Origin of the sequence: Peptostreptococcus anaerobius 653-L, from assembly GCF_000178095.1 — a bacterium.
Taxonomy (GTDB): domain Bacteria; phylum Bacillota; class Clostridia; order Peptostreptococcales; family Peptostreptococcaceae; genus Peptostreptococcus; species Peptostreptococcus anaerobius.
Genome location: NZ_ADJN01000047.1, coordinates 1 through 15,914 on the forward strand (window position 1 = coordinate 1; position 15,914 = coordinate 15,914).

A 15,914-nucleotide genomic window follows, 5' to 3' on the forward strand; every position below is an offset into this window, starting at 1 on the left:
ACCATTTTTGCAGACCTTGATATAAGAGCTGGTATGTGCTATACTTTAAAAAAGAACATATGTTCTTAGAAAGGGGGCTTTATGGAAAAAAAGGTATTTTTTCATGTTGATGTGAATTCAGCCTATCTCAGTTGGGAAGCTGTAAGAAGGTTGAAAATTGACCCAAAATCTCAGGATATAAGACAAATACCATCTGTTATAGGAGGGGACCCCAATAGGAGGAGCGGAATAGTTCTTGCAAAGAGTTCACCTGCCAAGGATTTTGGTATAAAGACTGGTGAAAACTTATGCACTGCTTTTAGGAAGTGTCCCCATCTAAAGGTCTATCCTGCTGACTTTGACCTTTATATAGAGTGTTCTAAAAATATGATAGGCCTACTTAAGGAATTTTCCCCAGATGTTTATCAGTACTCCATAGATGAAGCTTTCGTGGACATGACTGGTATGGAGAGGCTTTTTGGAGAGCCATGTTTTGCTGCTGATTTGATAAGACATAGGATGAAAGAAGATTTGGGATTTACAGTTAATGTAGGTGTATCAGATAGTATGGTATTGGCCAAGATGGCGGGGGATTTTTCCAAGCCTGACAAGACTCATATTATGTATAGGAATGAAATTCAAGAAAAAATGTGGCCTCTTCCTATAAATAATCTATTCTTTGTAGGCAGAAAAACTAGCAACAAGTTGAAGAGATTAGGTGTGTATACTATAGGCGATTTGGCCACTCTTGAAGAAAAATTTGTATATAGACATCTTAAAAAACAAGGCTTGATTATCCATAGACATGCTAATGGATTGGATGGATATGATTTTTTTCATATAAAGCAAAAAGACAAGTCTATAGGTAACTCAACAACGACATCCTATGATATATGCGATTATGAAAATGCCAGACACCTAATACTATCGCTTACTGAGACTGTTTGTGCTAGGCTCAGACACAAAAAGCTAAAGGCGGGCCTTGTATCCATAGAACTTGTAGATATGAATTTTAATAGGAAGTCAAGTCAGAAGAAACTAGTTTATAAGACTGATTGTGTCAGCAAGATTTATGAATGTGCCTGTCAGATATTTTTGGATATTTGGGACAATGTTCCTATTAGACACATAGGAGTAAGTCTTGCCAAGGTGTCTAAGGATGACCATATGCAGTTATCCTTGTTTGAGGAAAATAAGTCTAAAGAAATCCTCCTATATTCTGCTATAGATGATATCAGGGACAAGTATGGAGAGGATTCAATAAAAAGGGCAGGATTTTTGTGTGGGAATATATCCCATATGGAGGGTGGTACCTCCAAAAACAAAAAGAATGGCATAGTATACCTATAATTTATAGTTAGCCATATTTTTGATTACAATAAAGTCACTCTATGTTTATATTCTATCATTAATGGTATAATAATTATATAAATAGGAATAGACGTATATAGTATTATATTGACGATATGTGTATACTACTATTGAATATAGGGATCTTAGAAAATAAAGAACCAATTTAAGAATTAAGTATTAAATAGTAAAATTAAGGAGGACAAAATGAGCGAAAGACAGGTACAAGATATAGTTATAATAGGTGGTGGTCCAGGTGGTATGACAGCTGGTGTATATGGAGGTAGAGCAGAATTGAAGACTCTTATCCTAGAAAAAAACTTCCACGGTGGTCAGATGGTTTCAACTGCTGAAATAGAGAATTATCCAGCCCTACCAGACACAAACGGTGTTGAACTATCCAACTTGATGTTAGAGCATGCAAAGAAGTTTGGTGCAAAGATAGATTATAAGGGTGTAGAAAAGATAGATATTGAAGAAGACGGAATAAAGAAGCTTACTCTAACAGGAGGAGACGAGATATATACTAAGGCAGTAATCCTATCTATGGGTTCTACTCCAAGAAAGTTAGGTCTTGATAAGGAAGACAAGTTTACAGGAAGAGGTCTTGGTTATTGTGCTATCTGTGATGGTGGATTTTATAGAAACAAGGTAGTAGCGGTAAATGGTGGTGGAGATACTGCTGTTGAAGATGCCCTATACCTATCTAGAATAGCTTCAAAGGTATACCTAATCCATAGAAGAGATGAGCTAAGAGCCAACAAGACTCTTCAGACAAGGATAAAGGAGTCTAATGTTGAGATTGTTTGGAACTCTACTATCAAGGAAATACTAGGAGATGACAAGTTAACAGGAGTTATAACTGTTGATAAGACTGATGGTTCAGAGAGACAGATAGATTTAGATGGTCTGTTTGTAGCTATAGGCGGAATACCTCAGTCAAGTCTAGTTGAGGGGATGGTAGAATTAGATAAGGGATATATTGTAGCCAATGAAAACTGCGAGACTAGTCAGCCAGGTATATATGCTGTCGGTGATATAAGAGTCAAGTCTCTAAGACAGGTTATAACTGCAGCTGCAGATGGTGCCATAGCGGTACATGCTGCAGAAAAATATATATTAGAACATTAATTCTTAACATATTTAAGAAAATTTGTTGTTTAGACTATCTATAGTAGGGTATATAAACAGTAAACCAAAATTAATTAAAATTTCAAGCCCACGAATCAAACTGCAAATTGGTTCGTGGGCTTTTTACATTATTTTGAGTTGTTTGTATAAGCAATTTTTTAGCTAGAATGATTATAGATATAATGTAAGTGGTTTAGAACAATCTAAAAAACAAGTGCTGAATATTTATGATTTAAATGTAAAAATAAAAGTTACATTTAAATGTTTGAATATATTATCAAAGGGTATCTATATAGTAATATAAAAATTCGGAAAATTAAAACTAAAATTTGGTTATATTTGAATAAAGAAATTCAATTAAGATAAGGAGAAAAATTATGTCAAAAAAATTATTGTTCGTAGTAGGATCATTACGTAAGGAGTCTTTTAATAGACAGTTAGCAAATAAGGTAAAAGAAATATTGGGAGACAAGGCAAAAGTGTCTTTCCTAGAATATAGTGATGTTCCATTTTTTAATCAGGATATAGAGTATCCAGCTCCATCTAGTGTATCTAGGATTAGAGATGAAATAAAGGCTGCTGATGGAATATGGTTCTTTACACCTGAGTACAATGGAAGTTATTCATCAGTTCTAAAGAATATTATAGACTGGGCCTCTAGATCACTTGACCAGACTAACCCGGCAGGCGCTTCAGCTATAGGAGACAAGAAGGTAGCTGTATCTGGCATAGGTGGATCGGGATATGTACAGGGAGTTCTAGAAAAGACAAAAGAACTCTTAAAGTTCATTCGTACAGATGTTTTAGACAACTCAGTTGGACTTGCTGCCAATCCGGAAGCATGGGCAACAAATGTTATAACTTTTTCTGATGATCAGATAAAGCAATTGGACAAGCAGGTTGAAGACTTACTAGCCTTCTTAGTATAATAAAATAAAAAACTACAATACCTGGCCAATTTAGGCTAGGTATTTTTTCTTTGATTGTATAGTAATTGAATATGCCAAAGTAGGTATGGGATGCCAGTGGCATTATGACTTATCAAAGAGAAAGACAGTCAAACTATTATTTAAAATACTGAAAAAAACAAAAATTTTGAGAGGTTATTATATGGTTTATATTTACTATATAACTAGTATATAGCCTCTTTTTATTTTTTTTATTGAGGATATTAAAATTACTTATTTGCAAGTGAAAAATATTATTATGTAATTTATTTGATAATATTGTTGGTGTTTTTTTCTTGTGATATAATATTTTTGTGATTGGGTAAATTGTAAAAAGAGGAGTTGAAAATATGGAAGCAGTTTATGTAAAAGAAGAACAGTTAAGGTCTTATTGTGAAAGAGCCTTTAAAAAGTATGGTTTTAATGAACAAGACTCAAAGACTATTACTGATGTTTTGGTAGCAGCTGATATGTATGGTATAGAAACTCATGGTTCTCAGAGACTTGAAATGTATCGTCAGCATATACAGAAGGGATATATAGAGGTTGGTGCACAGCCATCTGTAGCATTTGAAACAGGTATATCTGCAGTTGTTGATGGAAATAGGGCTATGGGTCAGGTTGTATCAAAGTATGCGATGGACATAGCTATAGAAAAGGCAAAGAAATCTGGAATAGGAATGGTTACTGTAAGAAATTCTAACCATTATGGAATAGCAGGTTATTACAGTAATATGGCTTCTGAACAAGGAATGATAGGTATATCAATGACAAACTCATTCCCTGTTGTAGTTCCTACTTTTGGTAGAAAGCCTATGATGGGTACTAATCCTATAGCTGTATCAATACCAGCAAAGCCAAATACATTCTACTTTGATGTTGCAACATCAGTAGCAGCTTTAGGTAAGGTTGAAGTTAGAAATAAAAAAGGCGTAGATCTTCCAGTAGGTTGGGGAGTAAATGAAGAAGGTAAGGATGAGGTAAATCCTCAGCACTTATTTGATAATGTTATGAACAGAGAAGGTGGTATGCATCCAGTTGGTGGATCAAGCCAGTTATTTGGTAGTCATAAGGGATATGGATTCTCTTTATTGGTTGAGTTCTTAACTGGTGTCCTATCAAACGGTGTTACATCAAATCATACTGAAGAAGATGGTATAATGGGAGTTTGCCACTATTTCATGGCAATTGATCCAAAAGTATTCGGTGATCCAGAAGCTATCACTGAAAAGTGGTCTACTTACCTACAGGAATTGAGAGATTCTGAAAAGGCTTATGGCCAAGACAGAATATACACTCATGGTGAAAAAGAAGCTGAAAAGGAAGAAGCATATAAAAAGTCAGGTGTCCCAATATTACCAAAGACTATAGAAGAAATGAAGAACCTTGCAAATCAGTTGGGTATGGATTTTGGAATTGATGCATAGCCAGATCATTAATAGCAAAATTAATTAGAGCCTAACCTGATTAAACTATCTTGATTAAACTATTTTGATTAGTTGAATACAATTAGATAATGATATACGGGAGACCTTGCATTTTATAACATAAATGTGAGTCTCCCTTTTTATGGTATAGCATTATAAGTTTTAGTGATTTAACTATTAAAAGAGCATACTTTTATAGCAAAAGACTTATAATAATGTTATAATTATTATAATAATCTTATATAGGAATATAGTAAAAGACCTATAATAATGTTAAAATTATTATAATAATTTTATATGGGAAATATTTACCATATAGATTGATTAGTCAATATAAAATGAATGGCAGTAGGTTGGCCTATTGTAATAGAGCAGTAGCCTAATGGAAGGGAACCAAGCTCTAAGTCAAAACAATTGAGAATATAAAACATTGAAAAATCGATATTTTTATGAAAATTTTATTTGTAATTGAGAATTAAATATGCTATAATTATATATAAACATTATAAAGTATTAAATTTATTAATAACAGAGGAGGTAGTGGATATGGTATTTAATAACAGATTACACATAGTGTATTTGGGATTAATTTTAGCTAATCTGGCATCTAAGGCTGGCAAGAAAAAAAATAAAAATAGGTTGTCGCTTCCATCTTTTAAGCATGCAATAGAAGTAAAGAGCTCAATACCTGGTAGGGTTAGGTTTTATGTTCCAAGCCTAGAAAGTAATATAGAGGCAGCAAATGACCTTGTTGAACAGATGGGTAAGATACCAGTAATAAAATCTTGTAAGGTCAATCTTGTAACAGCGACTGTCTTGGTAGAGTACGACCACGAAAACTTAGATCCTAATACTTTAGAAGGTGCGATAATAAAATTATTGGGTATAGATAAGACTATACTTGAAAAGAGAGTATCACGCATGAGGGCTGAAGGTTCAAAGTTACTTGATACAGCGAATAATGCTATCTATGACTTTACAAATGGAATTTTGGACCTTAAGACACTTGTAGCCACTATATTTGTTATCTACGGTATAAAGGATTATAGGAAGAATCGTGGTAATTGTGCACCAGGAGCTGCAAATCTATTCTGGTGGGGATCACAGGTACTACTATAAAGGAGATATTTATGTTTAATATAAAAACAGCTATGTTTAATTTATTTTTTAAGTTTGACCTAGTCTCAGACCTACCAGGTAGGATGAGGTTGAAGGTTGCCCATTACAAGAAATTACCAAAGGAGACTCAACAATATCAGCAGTACGGAATTCAGGTCATAAAGAGGCTGGATGGTATTGATAAGGTGACTTTTAACTTTGTAACGGGAACTGTTCTGATAGAGTATGACAAGTACAAGTTGACGTCTTCAGAAATACTTGCTTATTTGGACCTTATAAAGAAACTTGTAAATGATAATATGGGACTAATAAAGAACTTGGACGGAAAGAGTGAGAAGGAAATAGTGGATATACTATTCTCAGTCTTAGATGCCTATAGGTCAAAACATGATTTTAAATAATTTGGCGTCAAAAATAATATGTTCTATTTGAAAGGAGGGAAGATACTTGATGAATATGGGAAACAGATCTTTCAAGTTAAAATGTGAAAACCTAGCAGCTATAAGTGGAAGAATAAGACTAAGATATAGGGGAATATGTCATATAACTAGCCATTACAATCAATTGATGGAAGATATATATGATGTATACTATGTGAAATATGTAAAGATAAATTCTATTACAGAGACGATTTTAGTAGAATATGACAGCAGTAAAAATGTAGAAATTGATGAAGTAATAGATGTAATAAATAACATAGTAGCTAAGTACTCTCTTGAGGTATATAAGGGCTATATTGAGTCTAAGATGATAGAGGGTGCAGGAAAGTATGAAAATGTAAATGAGTCATCTAGAAAGCTATTGGTTAGGCTCTTGATAAATGGAGGGGTAATACTTGGAACCAGACTCCTGCCATCTGCAAGATTACCACTATATCCTATGTCTAGGCTAGCTAACTTTACGACAGTGCCAGCATTGACATCACTAGCTCTGACGTCTCCACTCCTAAAGACATCATGGGATGGATTAGTTGAGACAAAGAGACCTAATGCTGACTTTTTGACAGTAACTTCAATTGTTGCAAGTATAATGTTGGGCAATTCAATATCAGCCCTTACAATAATAGCCCTGTCTGATATAGCGGAGTTTATGACTTCATATACTGTTGAGAGGACTAGAAACTCAATCAAGAAGCTACTGAGTGTTGAAGAAGATACTGCATGGAAACTAAATGAGGATGGAAAGATAGAACAGTGTGGAGTTGACAAGCTAAGAAAAGACGACAAGGTAGTCATCCATGCTGGTGAGAAGATATGTGTCGATGGTGAGATAGTATCAGGCGAGGCCATAGTTGACTTGAGTTCAGTGTCAGGTGAGTATATGCCTGTCATCAAAAAAGAAGGAGAGAAGGTCTTTGCAGGTGGACTGATCAAAAACGGTACTATAACTGTTAGGGCTGAAAAGGTAGGCGATGATACTGTAATATCTAGGATTATAGACCTAGTTGAAAACAGTGCCAACCAGCAAGCACCGATACAGAAGTATGCAGACAAGTTTTCAAACTATTTGGTGCCATTAAACCTACTTCTTAGTATAGTTGTCTACGGTGCTACTAGGTCTACAACAAAGGCTCTTAATATGCTTGTTATAGACTACTCATGTGGCATAAAGCTTTCTACGGCTACAGCTTTTTCTGCAGCAATTAATAACTCTGTAAAAAATGGGGTATTGATAAAGGGAGGAGCTTTTATAGAGCAGCTGAGCATGACAGATACTATTGTACTTGATAAGACTGGTACAATAACTGAAGGTAAGCCTAGGATAAAGGGCGTACATATAGAAAATGAAAACTACAGCGAAAAAGACCTAGTAAGGTTGGCGTGTGCAGCAGAGGAATCTTCTTCACATCCACTATCCTACTGTGTACTAGAATACGGTAAGCTACTAGGTGTAGATATACCTATTCACACTGCTATAGAAACAGCTGTCGGCAGGGGTACATATACAAGCGTAGATGACAAGATAGTCAGGGTAGGTAACCTTAAATTTATGAATGAAAACGGCATAGAACCAAGCTACGAATCTATAGAATTTGCAAATGGAGCAACTCCTATATTCGTATCTTATGGGGATGAATTTATAGGTGTTATCTCAGCCTATGACAAGCCTAGAAACCATATCAAGAGGTCCATAAATATGATGAGGTCTAATGGTATAAACGAGGTTGTAATCCTTACTGGAGACATGAAAAAACAGGCTCAGGAAGTAGCCAACAAGGTCAATGCAGATAGCTTTAGGTATGAACTATTGCCTGAAGATAAGGCCAATGAGATCTTAAAGATGAAGTCTGAGGGTACAGGTGTGATAATGGTTGGAGACGGTATTAATGATGCACCAGCTCTATCCTATGCAAATGTCGGTATATCTCTTGGGTCAAAGTCTACAGATGTAGCTATGGAAACATCAGACATAGTGATCAACTCAGATGACCCTCTAATGATACCAAAGGTTATAGACCTATCAAATAAGACAATGGAAGTTGTAAAACAGAATTTCGCCTTGGTTGTAGGTATAAATACAGTCGGCTTGGTCCTAGGTGCAGTCAGCAATATATCAGTATTTTGGTCAGCTGTAATGCACAATATGAGTACAATCTTTGTGGTTGGTAACTCAGTTAGGATGCTCTTCTATAATATGCAATCTAATTACTTAGAATAGTGGAGGTAGCCAATGAAAAAAATAAAGAAATCAGAGTATAGAGAAGTAGATGTAGTTTTTTCCATACCTGGTAGATTGAGGTTAAGGGTTGACGGTTCTTCTAATGACCCTCTCAAGATCTTAAACAATATAAAAAATGAGTCAAATATTACAAGTGGGTCTTATAATAGTATAACTAATACATTTGTATTGGAGTATGACCACGAGCGTACAGACCTAAACAAGTTGATATTAAACTTTTGTGGAGAATATTCAAGGGATATGTCTATAACAAGAGTAAAGGTCAATTACAAGATAGGCAAGAGGGCAGGACTTGGATATAGCTCTGCTGTATCTATGGCATTTATCATTCTAGACCTAGGAATCAATCTTATGGGAATAGGTACTGGATCTAGGTATAAGAGCTTCGTAAGATGGTCAGCCTTAGTTACTACAATGGGAGCTATATTTGAGCACGGTTACAAGGAACTTAATGAAAATGGTGCCTTTGACCCTGAAGTAATGTCTATTATGTACTTGTTTAACTCTATCAACAAGGGTACAGCTACAAATACCACTACAGGACTTTATTCACCTGCAATTGCTTGGTTGTTGACGTTTGGACGTCATATATTAACTAAGAGACGTAGGTCTGTAATGATGAACGCAGTCTCTAGAAATGGCAAGATGACTATATGCGAAGAGGAAAACAAGTCTATGTTCTATAATCAGTTTATAGAGTCTTGCTTTGATATGTACCAAAATGTAAATATGAAAAAGAGTCTATCAAGGATATAATAAAATATATAAGAGAAATAGACAGCAAAAGACATAAAAAGATAATAATTGGGCATGAGCCTAGTGATTTATATAACTAATAATTAGGAGGTAATACTATGTTTGAATGGAGAAGAAATACAGAATTAGTAAAGGGAATAGCTATAGGTGTTGGAGTGTGTGCAGCGGGATACGTAGTTTATAAGAAGAACGAGGATGCTGTAAATGCATTTTTGAATGACCACGGATTCAATATAGACACTAAGACATCAAATGACTACTACTCAATGTCATTAGAAAAGTTGATGGAAGCTAGAGAAACTATTGATGATATAATAGCTGAAAAAGACTTAACAGGTGTTGTAGTAGTATCAACTGACGACGAAGAAAATTAGTAACAAGTAATTAGGATGAATGACTTGACAATAAAAATTAAATATGTTAATTTAGTATTGTAAAAGTTAATAAAAGTCTTCAGGGCAGGGTGAGATTCCCTACCGGCGGTATAGCCCGCGAGCCATTATGGCATGATTTGGTGAGATTCCAAAGCCGACAGTAAAGTCTGGATGAAAGAAGATAGTGAATTTATGTAATATCTAAGCTCTGGAATGTTTTCATTTCAGAGCTTTAATTTTTCTGATAATAGTTTAGGATTATCAATGAGCCCTGAATCGCATATACGGTTTGGGGTTATTTTATTTTGAGAAGGTGATATTTTGCAGGAAATAGACAGGTTAGAAAAAGACCAGCACTACATGAAAATAGCCTTGGATTTAGCTAAGAGAGGGATTGCTAGAGTGAGTCCCAATCCTTTGGTAGGAGCTGTGATTGTCAAGGATGACCAGATTATAGGCAAAGGTTATCATGAAAAGTATGGAGGACTACACGCTGAGAGAAATGCCATCAAGGACTACAAAAATAGGGCGATTAATGACCCAAACCTTACAATAGAGGGGGCAACAATGTACGTTACCCTAGAGCCTTGTTGTCATTATGGTAAGACACCGCCTTGTACAGAAGCCATCATAGAAAACAAGATAAAAAGAGTTGTTGTAGCATCTCTTGATCCAAACCCACTAGTTGCCGGCAAGGGAGTCAAAATACTAGAAGAGGTTGGTATAGAGGTTGATATCGGAGTGTTGAAGGATGAAGCTGACAGGCAAAACAGGATATTTAGGCATTATATAATAAATAAAAGACCGCTAGTAACTATGAAGTATGCTATGACAATGGATGGCAAGCTAGCAACCCATACAGGAAAGTCAAAGTGGATTACAGGCCATGATGCCAGAAGGAGGGTTCACCTAGACAGGTTGAGAAATATGGCTATTATGGTGGGTGTGGGTACAGTCTTGGCTGATGACCCAAGTCTTAACTGTAGGCTTGAAGACTTTGATGGGTTTGACAAGATAAAAAAAGACTACTCTATAGAGGGTTTAAGAAATCCTATAAGGGTAGTTGTGGATTCTAGCCTAAGAACTCCATTTAATTCAAAAATAGTAACTAGTGCCAAGGATATAAAAACGATTATATTTACAATTTCTGAAGATATGGAAAAGATAAGAGCCTATGAAGACAGGGATTGTATTGTCATAAAAACCAAGAAAAAACTCTACAGGTCCATAGGGAAAAAGCAAGTACAGATAGGACAAGAAATACAGATGGACCAAGATGGTCATAAATACCAGGAGTACCAAGTATATCAAGAAAGACAGGGCGAGAGGTTTGTAGTAGACCTAGAGGACCTTGTGGAAATACTGGGACAAATGGGGATAGATTCCATACTTTTAGAGGGTGGGAGTCAGCTTAATTTTTCTGCCCTAGAGTCAGGTATAGTAGACAGGGTCCAGGCCTATATAGGACCAAAGATATTCGGTGGAGAAAAGGCCAAGAGTCCAATCGGAGGTATAGGAGTAGACTTGCCAGAAGATGCCTATATGCTTGAAAATATTGAATTTGATAGTGTAGGCAAGGATATATTGCTAGAGGGGGATTTAGTGAAATGTTCACAGGGATAGTTGAAGAAATAGGCAGCATCAAAAAGATTAGCAAGGGACAAAAGTCTGCTGTACTTACAATAGCTGCAAAAAAGATAATGGAAGATGTAAGACTAGGGGATTCAATAGCTGTCAATGGAGTATGCCTGACAGTGACTGAGTTCACTAGGAGTGAATTTTCGGTAGATGTCATGCATGAAACCCTTGATAGGTCATCATTATCATCACTTAAGATTGGCTCCAAGGTCAATATGGAAAGGGCCATGCCAGCAGATGGAAGGTTTGGAGGTCATATAGTATCTGGCCATATAGATGGAACAGGAAGGATTGTAGATATAAAAAAAGATGACAATGCCATCTGGTATAAGATTGAAGCAGGACAAAATATACTAAAGTATATAATAGAAAAAGGGTCTATAACTATAGATGGAATCAGCCTTACAGTTGCAAGGATAAGCGACAGGGACTTTTCGGTATCTATTATACCCCATACTCTGGCAAATACAATACTGGCCTACAAGGGTCTAGGGGATATCGTAAATCTAGAAAACGACTGCATAGGAAAGTATGTCGAGAAACTCTTGGGCCTAAAGAAGTTTGAAGACGAGATGGGTCAAACAGAAGGCAAGCAATCCAGAATAACAGAAGACTTTTTGTTGAAACATGGATTTTAGGAACAAAATAAAGGATGGTTTTTAGGGACAAAATAAAGTATGTTTTTTAAAACCAAAATAAAGTATGTATTTTTAGGTCCTAAAGAATGCAATTTAGAAAAAATGCACTTTTTAAGGAATAATCAAAATAAATTAATCAGTAAAGCTATAATATTTGGAGGTTTGATATGTTTAAATTTAACACAATTGAGGAAGTAGTAGAAGATTTAAGAGCAGGTAAGTTGATCCTTGTAACTGATGATGAAGATAGGGAAAATGAGGGAGACCTAATATGTGCAGCTGAATTTGCAACTACTGAAAACGTAACATTTATGGCACGTGAAGGTATGGGTCTAATATGTATGCCTATGAGCGCTGAATACTGTAAAAAGCTAGGACTTTCTCAGATGGTTACGAACAATACAGACAATCACGAAACAGCATTTACAGTGTCTATAGACCATGTTGACACAACTACTGGTATATCAGCAGTTGAAAGAGGTCTTACAGCTAGAAAGTGTGTAGAGGAAGGAGCAAGACCAGAAGACTTTAGAAGACCAGGTCATATGTTCCCCCTAAAGGCAAAGGATGCTGGTGTCTTGGTAAGAAATGGCCATACAGAGGCTACAGTAGACCTTTTGAAGATAGCTGGTCTTAAAGAGGTAGGCCTATGCTGTGAAGTGATGAAGACTGACGGTACTATGATGAGAACTCCAGACCTTATAGAGATGGCTGAAAAATACGACATAAAATTTACAACTATAAAGCATATACAGGAATATAGAAAAAGACATGACAAGCTAGTTGTGTGCTCTAGCATAGTGAGGATGCCTACTAAGTATGGTGAATCTACAGCCCATGCCTATGTAAATACCATAAATGGAGAGCACCATGTTGCCCTAGTAAAGGGTGATATAGGAGATGGAAAGGATGTACTGTGTAGGGTTCATTCAGAATGCTTGACTGGTGATGTATTTGGTTCTGAACGTTGTGACTGTGGAGACCAGTTTGCAGCGGCTATGAGACAGATTCAAGAAGAAGGAAGGGGAATCCTCCTATACATGAGACAGGAAGGAAGAGGTATAGGCCTAGTAAACAAACTAAAGGCATATGCCCTACAGGATACAGGTTTGGATACATTAGAAGCCAACCTAGCACTTGGATTTGAAGGAGATATGAGAGAGTACTACACAGGAGCTCAGATCCTAAAGGACTTGGGTGCCAAGACTCTTAGACTACTTACAAACAATCCAGACAAGATATACCAGCTAAGCGATTATGGTATGGAGATAGTAGAGAGGGTTCCTATTCAGATAGCTTGTACAGAGCATGATGAAAGATACCTACATACAAAGAAGGACAAGATGGGTCACCTACTAGACTTTGAAAAATAGACACGTATTTAGATTAGATAATATAAGAGCAATAATATATATAAAAAGATGAGGAGATAAAAAGATGAGAGTATTAGAAGGTTCATTAGTAGCAAAGCAGGCAAGAATAGGTATAGTAGCAGGAAGATTTAACGAATTTATAACATCAAAGCTAATAGCTGGTGCAGTTGATGCCCTAAAGAGACATGATGTAGATGAAGACAAGATAGACCTAGCTTGGGTACCGGGGGCATTTGAAATACCTCTTATAGCATCTAAAATGGCAAAGTCAGGAAACTATGATGCAGTATTATGCCTAGGAGCTGTAATAAGGGGCAACACTAGTCACTATGACTATGTGTGTGCAGAGGTATCAAAGGGGATTGCCCATGTTTCACTTGAAACTGGAATACCAGTTATGTTCGGTGTTGTAACTACAGAAAATATCGAACAGGCTATTGAAAGGGCTGGTACAAAGGCTGGTAACAAGGGATATGATGTAGCAGTTGGGGCAATTGAGATGATAAACCTTATAAAGGGTGAATTCTAATAAGGATCTTAAAATGGTGGTAGTATCTTTGGTCTACTACCATTTTTTTATTATTAGTGTTATTATATACTCATAAATAAGTCTTGAATTATGAAAGGATATATAGATTATGGAAGATTCAAAGAAATGGGCGATAGTGACTGGTGCCAGTTCGGGCATAGGAAGTGAGTTTGCCAAAATACTGGCTCAAAAGGGATATTCATTGATCCTCCTTGCGAGAAGGTTGGATAGACTAAGAGACCTTGAAGCAGATTTGAGGTCAAATCCTAGCAAGGGTCTAGATATCAAGATTATGAGTATGGATATAAGAAATACTAGTGATATAGCTAGGCTTATAGAAGAGACTAGTAATCTAGATGTAGAAGTTGTGATAAACAATGCGGGATTTGGAGACTTGGGAGATTTTGACCAAACCGATATAGAAAAAGAGATGGCTATGATAGATACCAACATCAAGGGTCTTCATATGCTGACCAAAGAATATCTAAAGGTCTTTCTTGAAAAGGACAAGGGTTATATCCTAAATGTGTCCTCAAGTGCTGGTCTGATGCCAGCTGGTCCTTATATGGCTACCTATTATGCTACAAAGGCCTATGTGACTAGTCTAACATCTGCTATAGCAGGTGAGCTAAGGGCCAAGAATAGCAAGGTGTATATAGGTCAGTTGTGCCCAGGACCTGTTGATACAGAATTCAATGATGTTGCAAACTGTAGCTTTTCATTGAAGGGAATACCAGCTAAGTACTGTGCAAAATACGCTATAGAATCCATGTTTAAATCTAAGGAGGTTATAGTACCGACTAGTAAAATGAAGTCAGCAGTATTCTTTTCAAAATTTTTACCTAGAAAAATCATAGTGGACATATGTGGTAGACAGCAAAAAAAGAAAAATGGTTCACCTACTGATTAGTAGGTAAACCAAAATGCTTGTCTAGTGAGTTCACATTCTATGTGGTAGCAGTCTTTTTCCTTGTCCTCACCATCCACCTGCATATATTGAGGGTCTCTTAAGACTATTTCAAACTTGTCTGAACCAAGTCTTTTGACATTATCTGTACATTCAAGATGACTTGCGTTTTTGATTAGTTTTGTAAGTAGTCTCAAAAATACAGGAAGGTTGATGTGGTGGGCAATTACAAGACCAATCTCGTGGTTATTTTGACTTGATAGGGGGTCTAGTTTGATACCAGAACCGAGGTAGGGATGGTTGGTAACAGAGGCTAGAATGATCTTGTCAAAATTATGAGCCTTTCCATTTTCAATCACAGTCATAGAAAACTTGCTATGTAGCTTAAAAGCCTCAACTACATGGTGGAGGTAGGAAAGCTTGCTAAGACCTATTTTGTTGAGCAATGCCTTTGAAGACTTAGTTGAGCTAAGGTGCACTATTAGCGAGTCAAAGCCAAAACCAAGGCTGTTGACAGCATAGTTAATAGACCCATCTTTTAGGCTTGTATATTTTATTATTTCAAGTTGGCCTGATTCCTTGCTATTAATTAGGGAATCAAGAAATGGTTCTGGTTCTGTCTGTATCTTTACAGCCCTATTAAAATCATTGCCAGTACCAGCTGAAAGATAGGCAATTGGTGTCTGAGATGATATTGACTGTAGACCGTTGATGGCTTCATGTAGGGTACCATCTCCTCCTATAACTACCAATCTTTTTTCGGGGTCATTTTCTATTTGTCTGTCTATTTCCTGTACTAGGCTAATAGCATGGCCCTTGTATTCAGTGACAAATACGCTCGTAACTATATTTTTTTTGAACAGGCATCCAATAACTTAGCTAAAACCTTAGTCCCTCTAGAAGATCCAGATCCCTTGTGGACTAGTATATATATATGCATTTGATTTTTCTCCTTGTCGATATAGATATGTATGATTTATTTCCTATCTCAAGCTATATTATATAGGACTTTTGAATATAATGCTATATATTATATTTTATAGCTACAAAGATTTTTAAAAGAGTGG

15 protein-coding genes and 1 riboswitch are annotated in these 15,914 nt (G+C 36.2%); of the genes, 14 read left to right on the forward strand and 1 reads right to left on the reverse strand.

Features of this window, described 5'->3' with window-relative positions; genetic code table 11:
• The first annotated feature begins 81 nt into the window (after nt 1-81).
• The 14 genes from HMPREF0631_RS05185 to HMPREF0631_RS05250 all read left to right on the forward strand — a co-directional run bounded on the left by HMPREF0631_RS05185 (nt 82) and on the right by HMPREF0631_RS05250 (nt 14,850).
• Nucleotides 82-1,329, forward strand: coding sequence for a DNA polymerase Y family protein (locus HMPREF0631_RS05185; RefSeq protein WP_002843946.1), 1,248 nt, complete (start codon nt 82-84; stop codon nt 1,327-1,329).
• Between the two features lie 207 nt (nt 1,330-1,536).
• Nucleotides 1,537-2,460 (forward strand): thioredoxin-disulfide reductase, encoded by a 924-nt coding sequence (gene trxB, locus HMPREF0631_RS05190; protein ID WP_002843916.1) that lies wholly within the window; start codon nt 1,537-1,539, stop codon nt 2,458-2,460.
• Between the two features lie 377 nt (nt 2,461-2,837).
• On the forward strand, nt 2,838-3,389 hold the full coding sequence (locus HMPREF0631_RS05195) for an NADPH-dependent FMN reductase (protein WP_002843910.1): 552 nt from the start codon (nt 2,838-2,840) through the stop codon (nt 3,387-3,389).
• Between the two features lie 368 nt (nt 3,390-3,757).
• The gene (locus HMPREF0631_RS05200; RefSeq protein WP_002843904.1) at nt 3,758-4,834 is read left to right on the forward strand and encodes an Ldh family oxidoreductase; all 1,077 of its coding nucleotides are present in this window, start codon (nt 3,758-3,760) and stop codon (nt 4,832-4,834) included.
• 546 nt (nt 4,835-5,380) lie between these two features.
• Nucleotides 5,381-5,953: an HMA2 domain-containing protein gene (locus HMPREF0631_RS05205; RefSeq protein ID WP_002843921.1), complete on the forward strand. Its 573-nt coding sequence runs from the start codon at nt 5,381-5,383 to the stop codon at nt 5,951-5,953.
• A gap of 11 nt (nt 5,954-5,964) precedes the next feature.
• Entirely contained in the window at nt 5,965-6,354 is a 390-nt protein-coding gene (locus HMPREF0631_RS05210; RefSeq protein ID WP_002843931.1) for an HMA2 domain-containing protein, read from the forward strand.
• 49 nt (nt 6,355-6,403) lie between these two features.
• Nucleotides 6,404-8,611, forward strand: coding sequence for a heavy metal translocating P-type ATPase (locus HMPREF0631_RS05215; RefSeq protein ID WP_002843934.1), 2,208 nt, complete (start codon nt 6,404-6,406; stop codon nt 8,609-8,611).
• A 12-nt stretch (nt 8,612-8,623) separates the two neighbouring features.
• Nucleotides 8,624-9,388 carry a hypothetical protein gene (locus tag HMPREF0631_RS05220; protein WP_002843914.1) on the forward strand — a complete coding sequence of 255 codons (765 nt, stop codon included), beginning with the start codon at nt 8,624-8,626 and terminating at the stop codon, nt 9,386-9,388.
• Nucleotides 9,389-9,486: 98 nt separating this feature from the next.
• A complete protein-coding gene (locus tag HMPREF0631_RS05225; RefSeq protein WP_002843939.1) occupies nt 9,487-9,762 on the forward strand; it encodes a hypothetical protein in 276 nt (91 codons plus the stop codon).
• A 71-nt stretch (nt 9,763-9,833) separates the two neighbouring features.
• Nucleotides 9,834-9,949, forward strand: a riboswitch (FMN riboswitch).
• A gap of 134 nt (nt 9,950-10,083) precedes the next feature.
• Nucleotides 10,084-11,385 carry a bifunctional diaminohydroxyphosphoribosylaminopyrimidine deaminase/5-amino-6-(5-phosphoribosylamino)uracil reductase RibD gene (ribD, locus tag HMPREF0631_RS05230; protein ID WP_002843923.1) on the forward strand — a complete coding sequence of 434 codons (1,302 nt, stop codon included), beginning with the start codon at nt 10,084-10,086 and terminating at the stop codon, nt 11,383-11,385.
• Nucleotides 11,370-12,038, forward strand: a complete 669-nt coding sequence (locus HMPREF0631_RS05235; RefSeq protein WP_002843922.1) for a riboflavin synthase — start codon at nt 11,370-11,372, stop codon at nt 12,036-12,038. The genes ribD and HMPREF0631_RS05235 overlap by 16 nt, the downstream gene beginning before the upstream one ends.
• 167 nt (nt 12,039-12,205) lie before the next feature.
• Complete coding sequence (locus HMPREF0631_RS05240) at nt 12,206-13,411, forward strand: bifunctional 3,4-dihydroxy-2-butanone-4-phosphate synthase/GTP cyclohydrolase II (RefSeq protein WP_002843888.1); 1,206 nt, start codon at nt 12,206-12,208, stop codon at nt 13,409-13,411.
• A 64-nt stretch (nt 13,412-13,475) separates the two neighbouring features.
• Entirely contained in the window at nt 13,476-13,940 is a 465-nt protein-coding gene (gene ribH, locus HMPREF0631_RS05245; protein ID WP_002843893.1) for a 6,7-dimethyl-8-ribityllumazine synthase, read from the forward strand.
• Between the two features lie 109 nt (nt 13,941-14,049).
• The gene (locus tag HMPREF0631_RS05250; RefSeq protein ID WP_002843918.1) at nt 14,050-14,850 is read left to right on the forward strand and encodes an SDR family NAD(P)-dependent oxidoreductase; all 801 of its coding nucleotides are present in this window, start codon (nt 14,050-14,052) and stop codon (nt 14,848-14,850) included.
• On the opposite strand, the gene HMPREF0631_RS05255 is transcribed toward HMPREF0631_RS05250, so the two are convergent.
• Complete coding sequence (locus HMPREF0631_RS05255; protein ID WP_330360456.1) at nt 14,847-15,719, reverse strand: diacylglycerol/lipid kinase family protein; 873 nt, start codon at nt 15,717-15,719, stop codon at nt 14,847-14,849. The genes HMPREF0631_RS05250 and HMPREF0631_RS05255 overlap by 4 nt on opposite strands.
• Nucleotides 15,720-15,914: the final 195 nt, after the last annotated feature.

Excerpts from the sequence above, each read along its gene's own strand:
- HMPREF0631_RS05225 (WP_002843939.1), top strand. The coding sequence starts at position 9,487 with ATGTTTGAATGGAGAAGAAATACAGAATTAGTAAAGGGAATAGCTATA.
- HMPREF0631_RS05210 (WP_002843931.1), top strand. The coding sequence starts at position 5,965 with ATGTTTAATATAAAAACAGCTATGTTTAATTTATTTTTTAAGTTTGAC.
- HMPREF0631_RS05240 (WP_002843888.1), top strand. The coding sequence starts at position 12,206 with ATGTTTAAATTTAACACAATTGAGGAAGTAGTAGAAGATTTAAGAGCA.
- HMPREF0631_RS05215 (WP_002843934.1), top strand. The coding sequence starts at position 6,404 with ATGAATATGGGAAACAGATCTTTCAAGTTAAAATGTGAAAACCTAGCA.
- HMPREF0631_RS05235 (WP_002843922.1), top strand. The coding sequence starts at position 11,370 with ATGTTCACAGGGATAGTTGAAGAAATAGGCAGCATCAAAAAGATTAGC.
- HMPREF0631_RS05220 (WP_002843914.1), top strand. The coding sequence starts at position 8,624 with ATGAAAAAAATAAAGAAATCAGAGTATAGAGAAGTAGATGTAGTTTTT.
- trxB (WP_002843916.1), top strand. The coding sequence starts at position 1,537 with ATGAGCGAAAGACAGGTACAAGATATAGTTATAATAGGTGGTGGTCCA.
- HMPREF0631_RS05195 (WP_002843910.1), top strand. The coding sequence starts at position 2,838 with ATGTCAAAAAAATTATTGTTCGTAGTAGGATCATTACGTAAGGAGTCT.
- HMPREF0631_RS05185 (WP_002843946.1), top strand. The coding sequence starts at position 82 with ATGGAAAAAAAGGTATTTTTTCATGTTGATGTGAATTCAGCCTATCTC.
- HMPREF0631_RS05205 (WP_002843921.1), top strand. The coding sequence starts at position 5,381 with ATGGTATTTAATAACAGATTACACATAGTGTATTTGGGATTAATTTTA.
- ribH (WP_002843893.1), top strand. The coding sequence starts at position 13,476 with ATGAGAGTATTAGAAGGTTCATTAGTAGCAAAGCAGGCAAGAATAGGT.
- HMPREF0631_RS05200 (WP_002843904.1), top strand. The coding sequence starts at position 3,758 with ATGGAAGCAGTTTATGTAAAAGAAGAACAGTTAAGGTCTTATTGTGAA.
- HMPREF0631_RS05250 (WP_002843918.1), top strand. The coding sequence starts at position 14,050 with ATGGAAGATTCAAAGAAATGGGCGATAGTGACTGGTGCCAGTTCGGGC.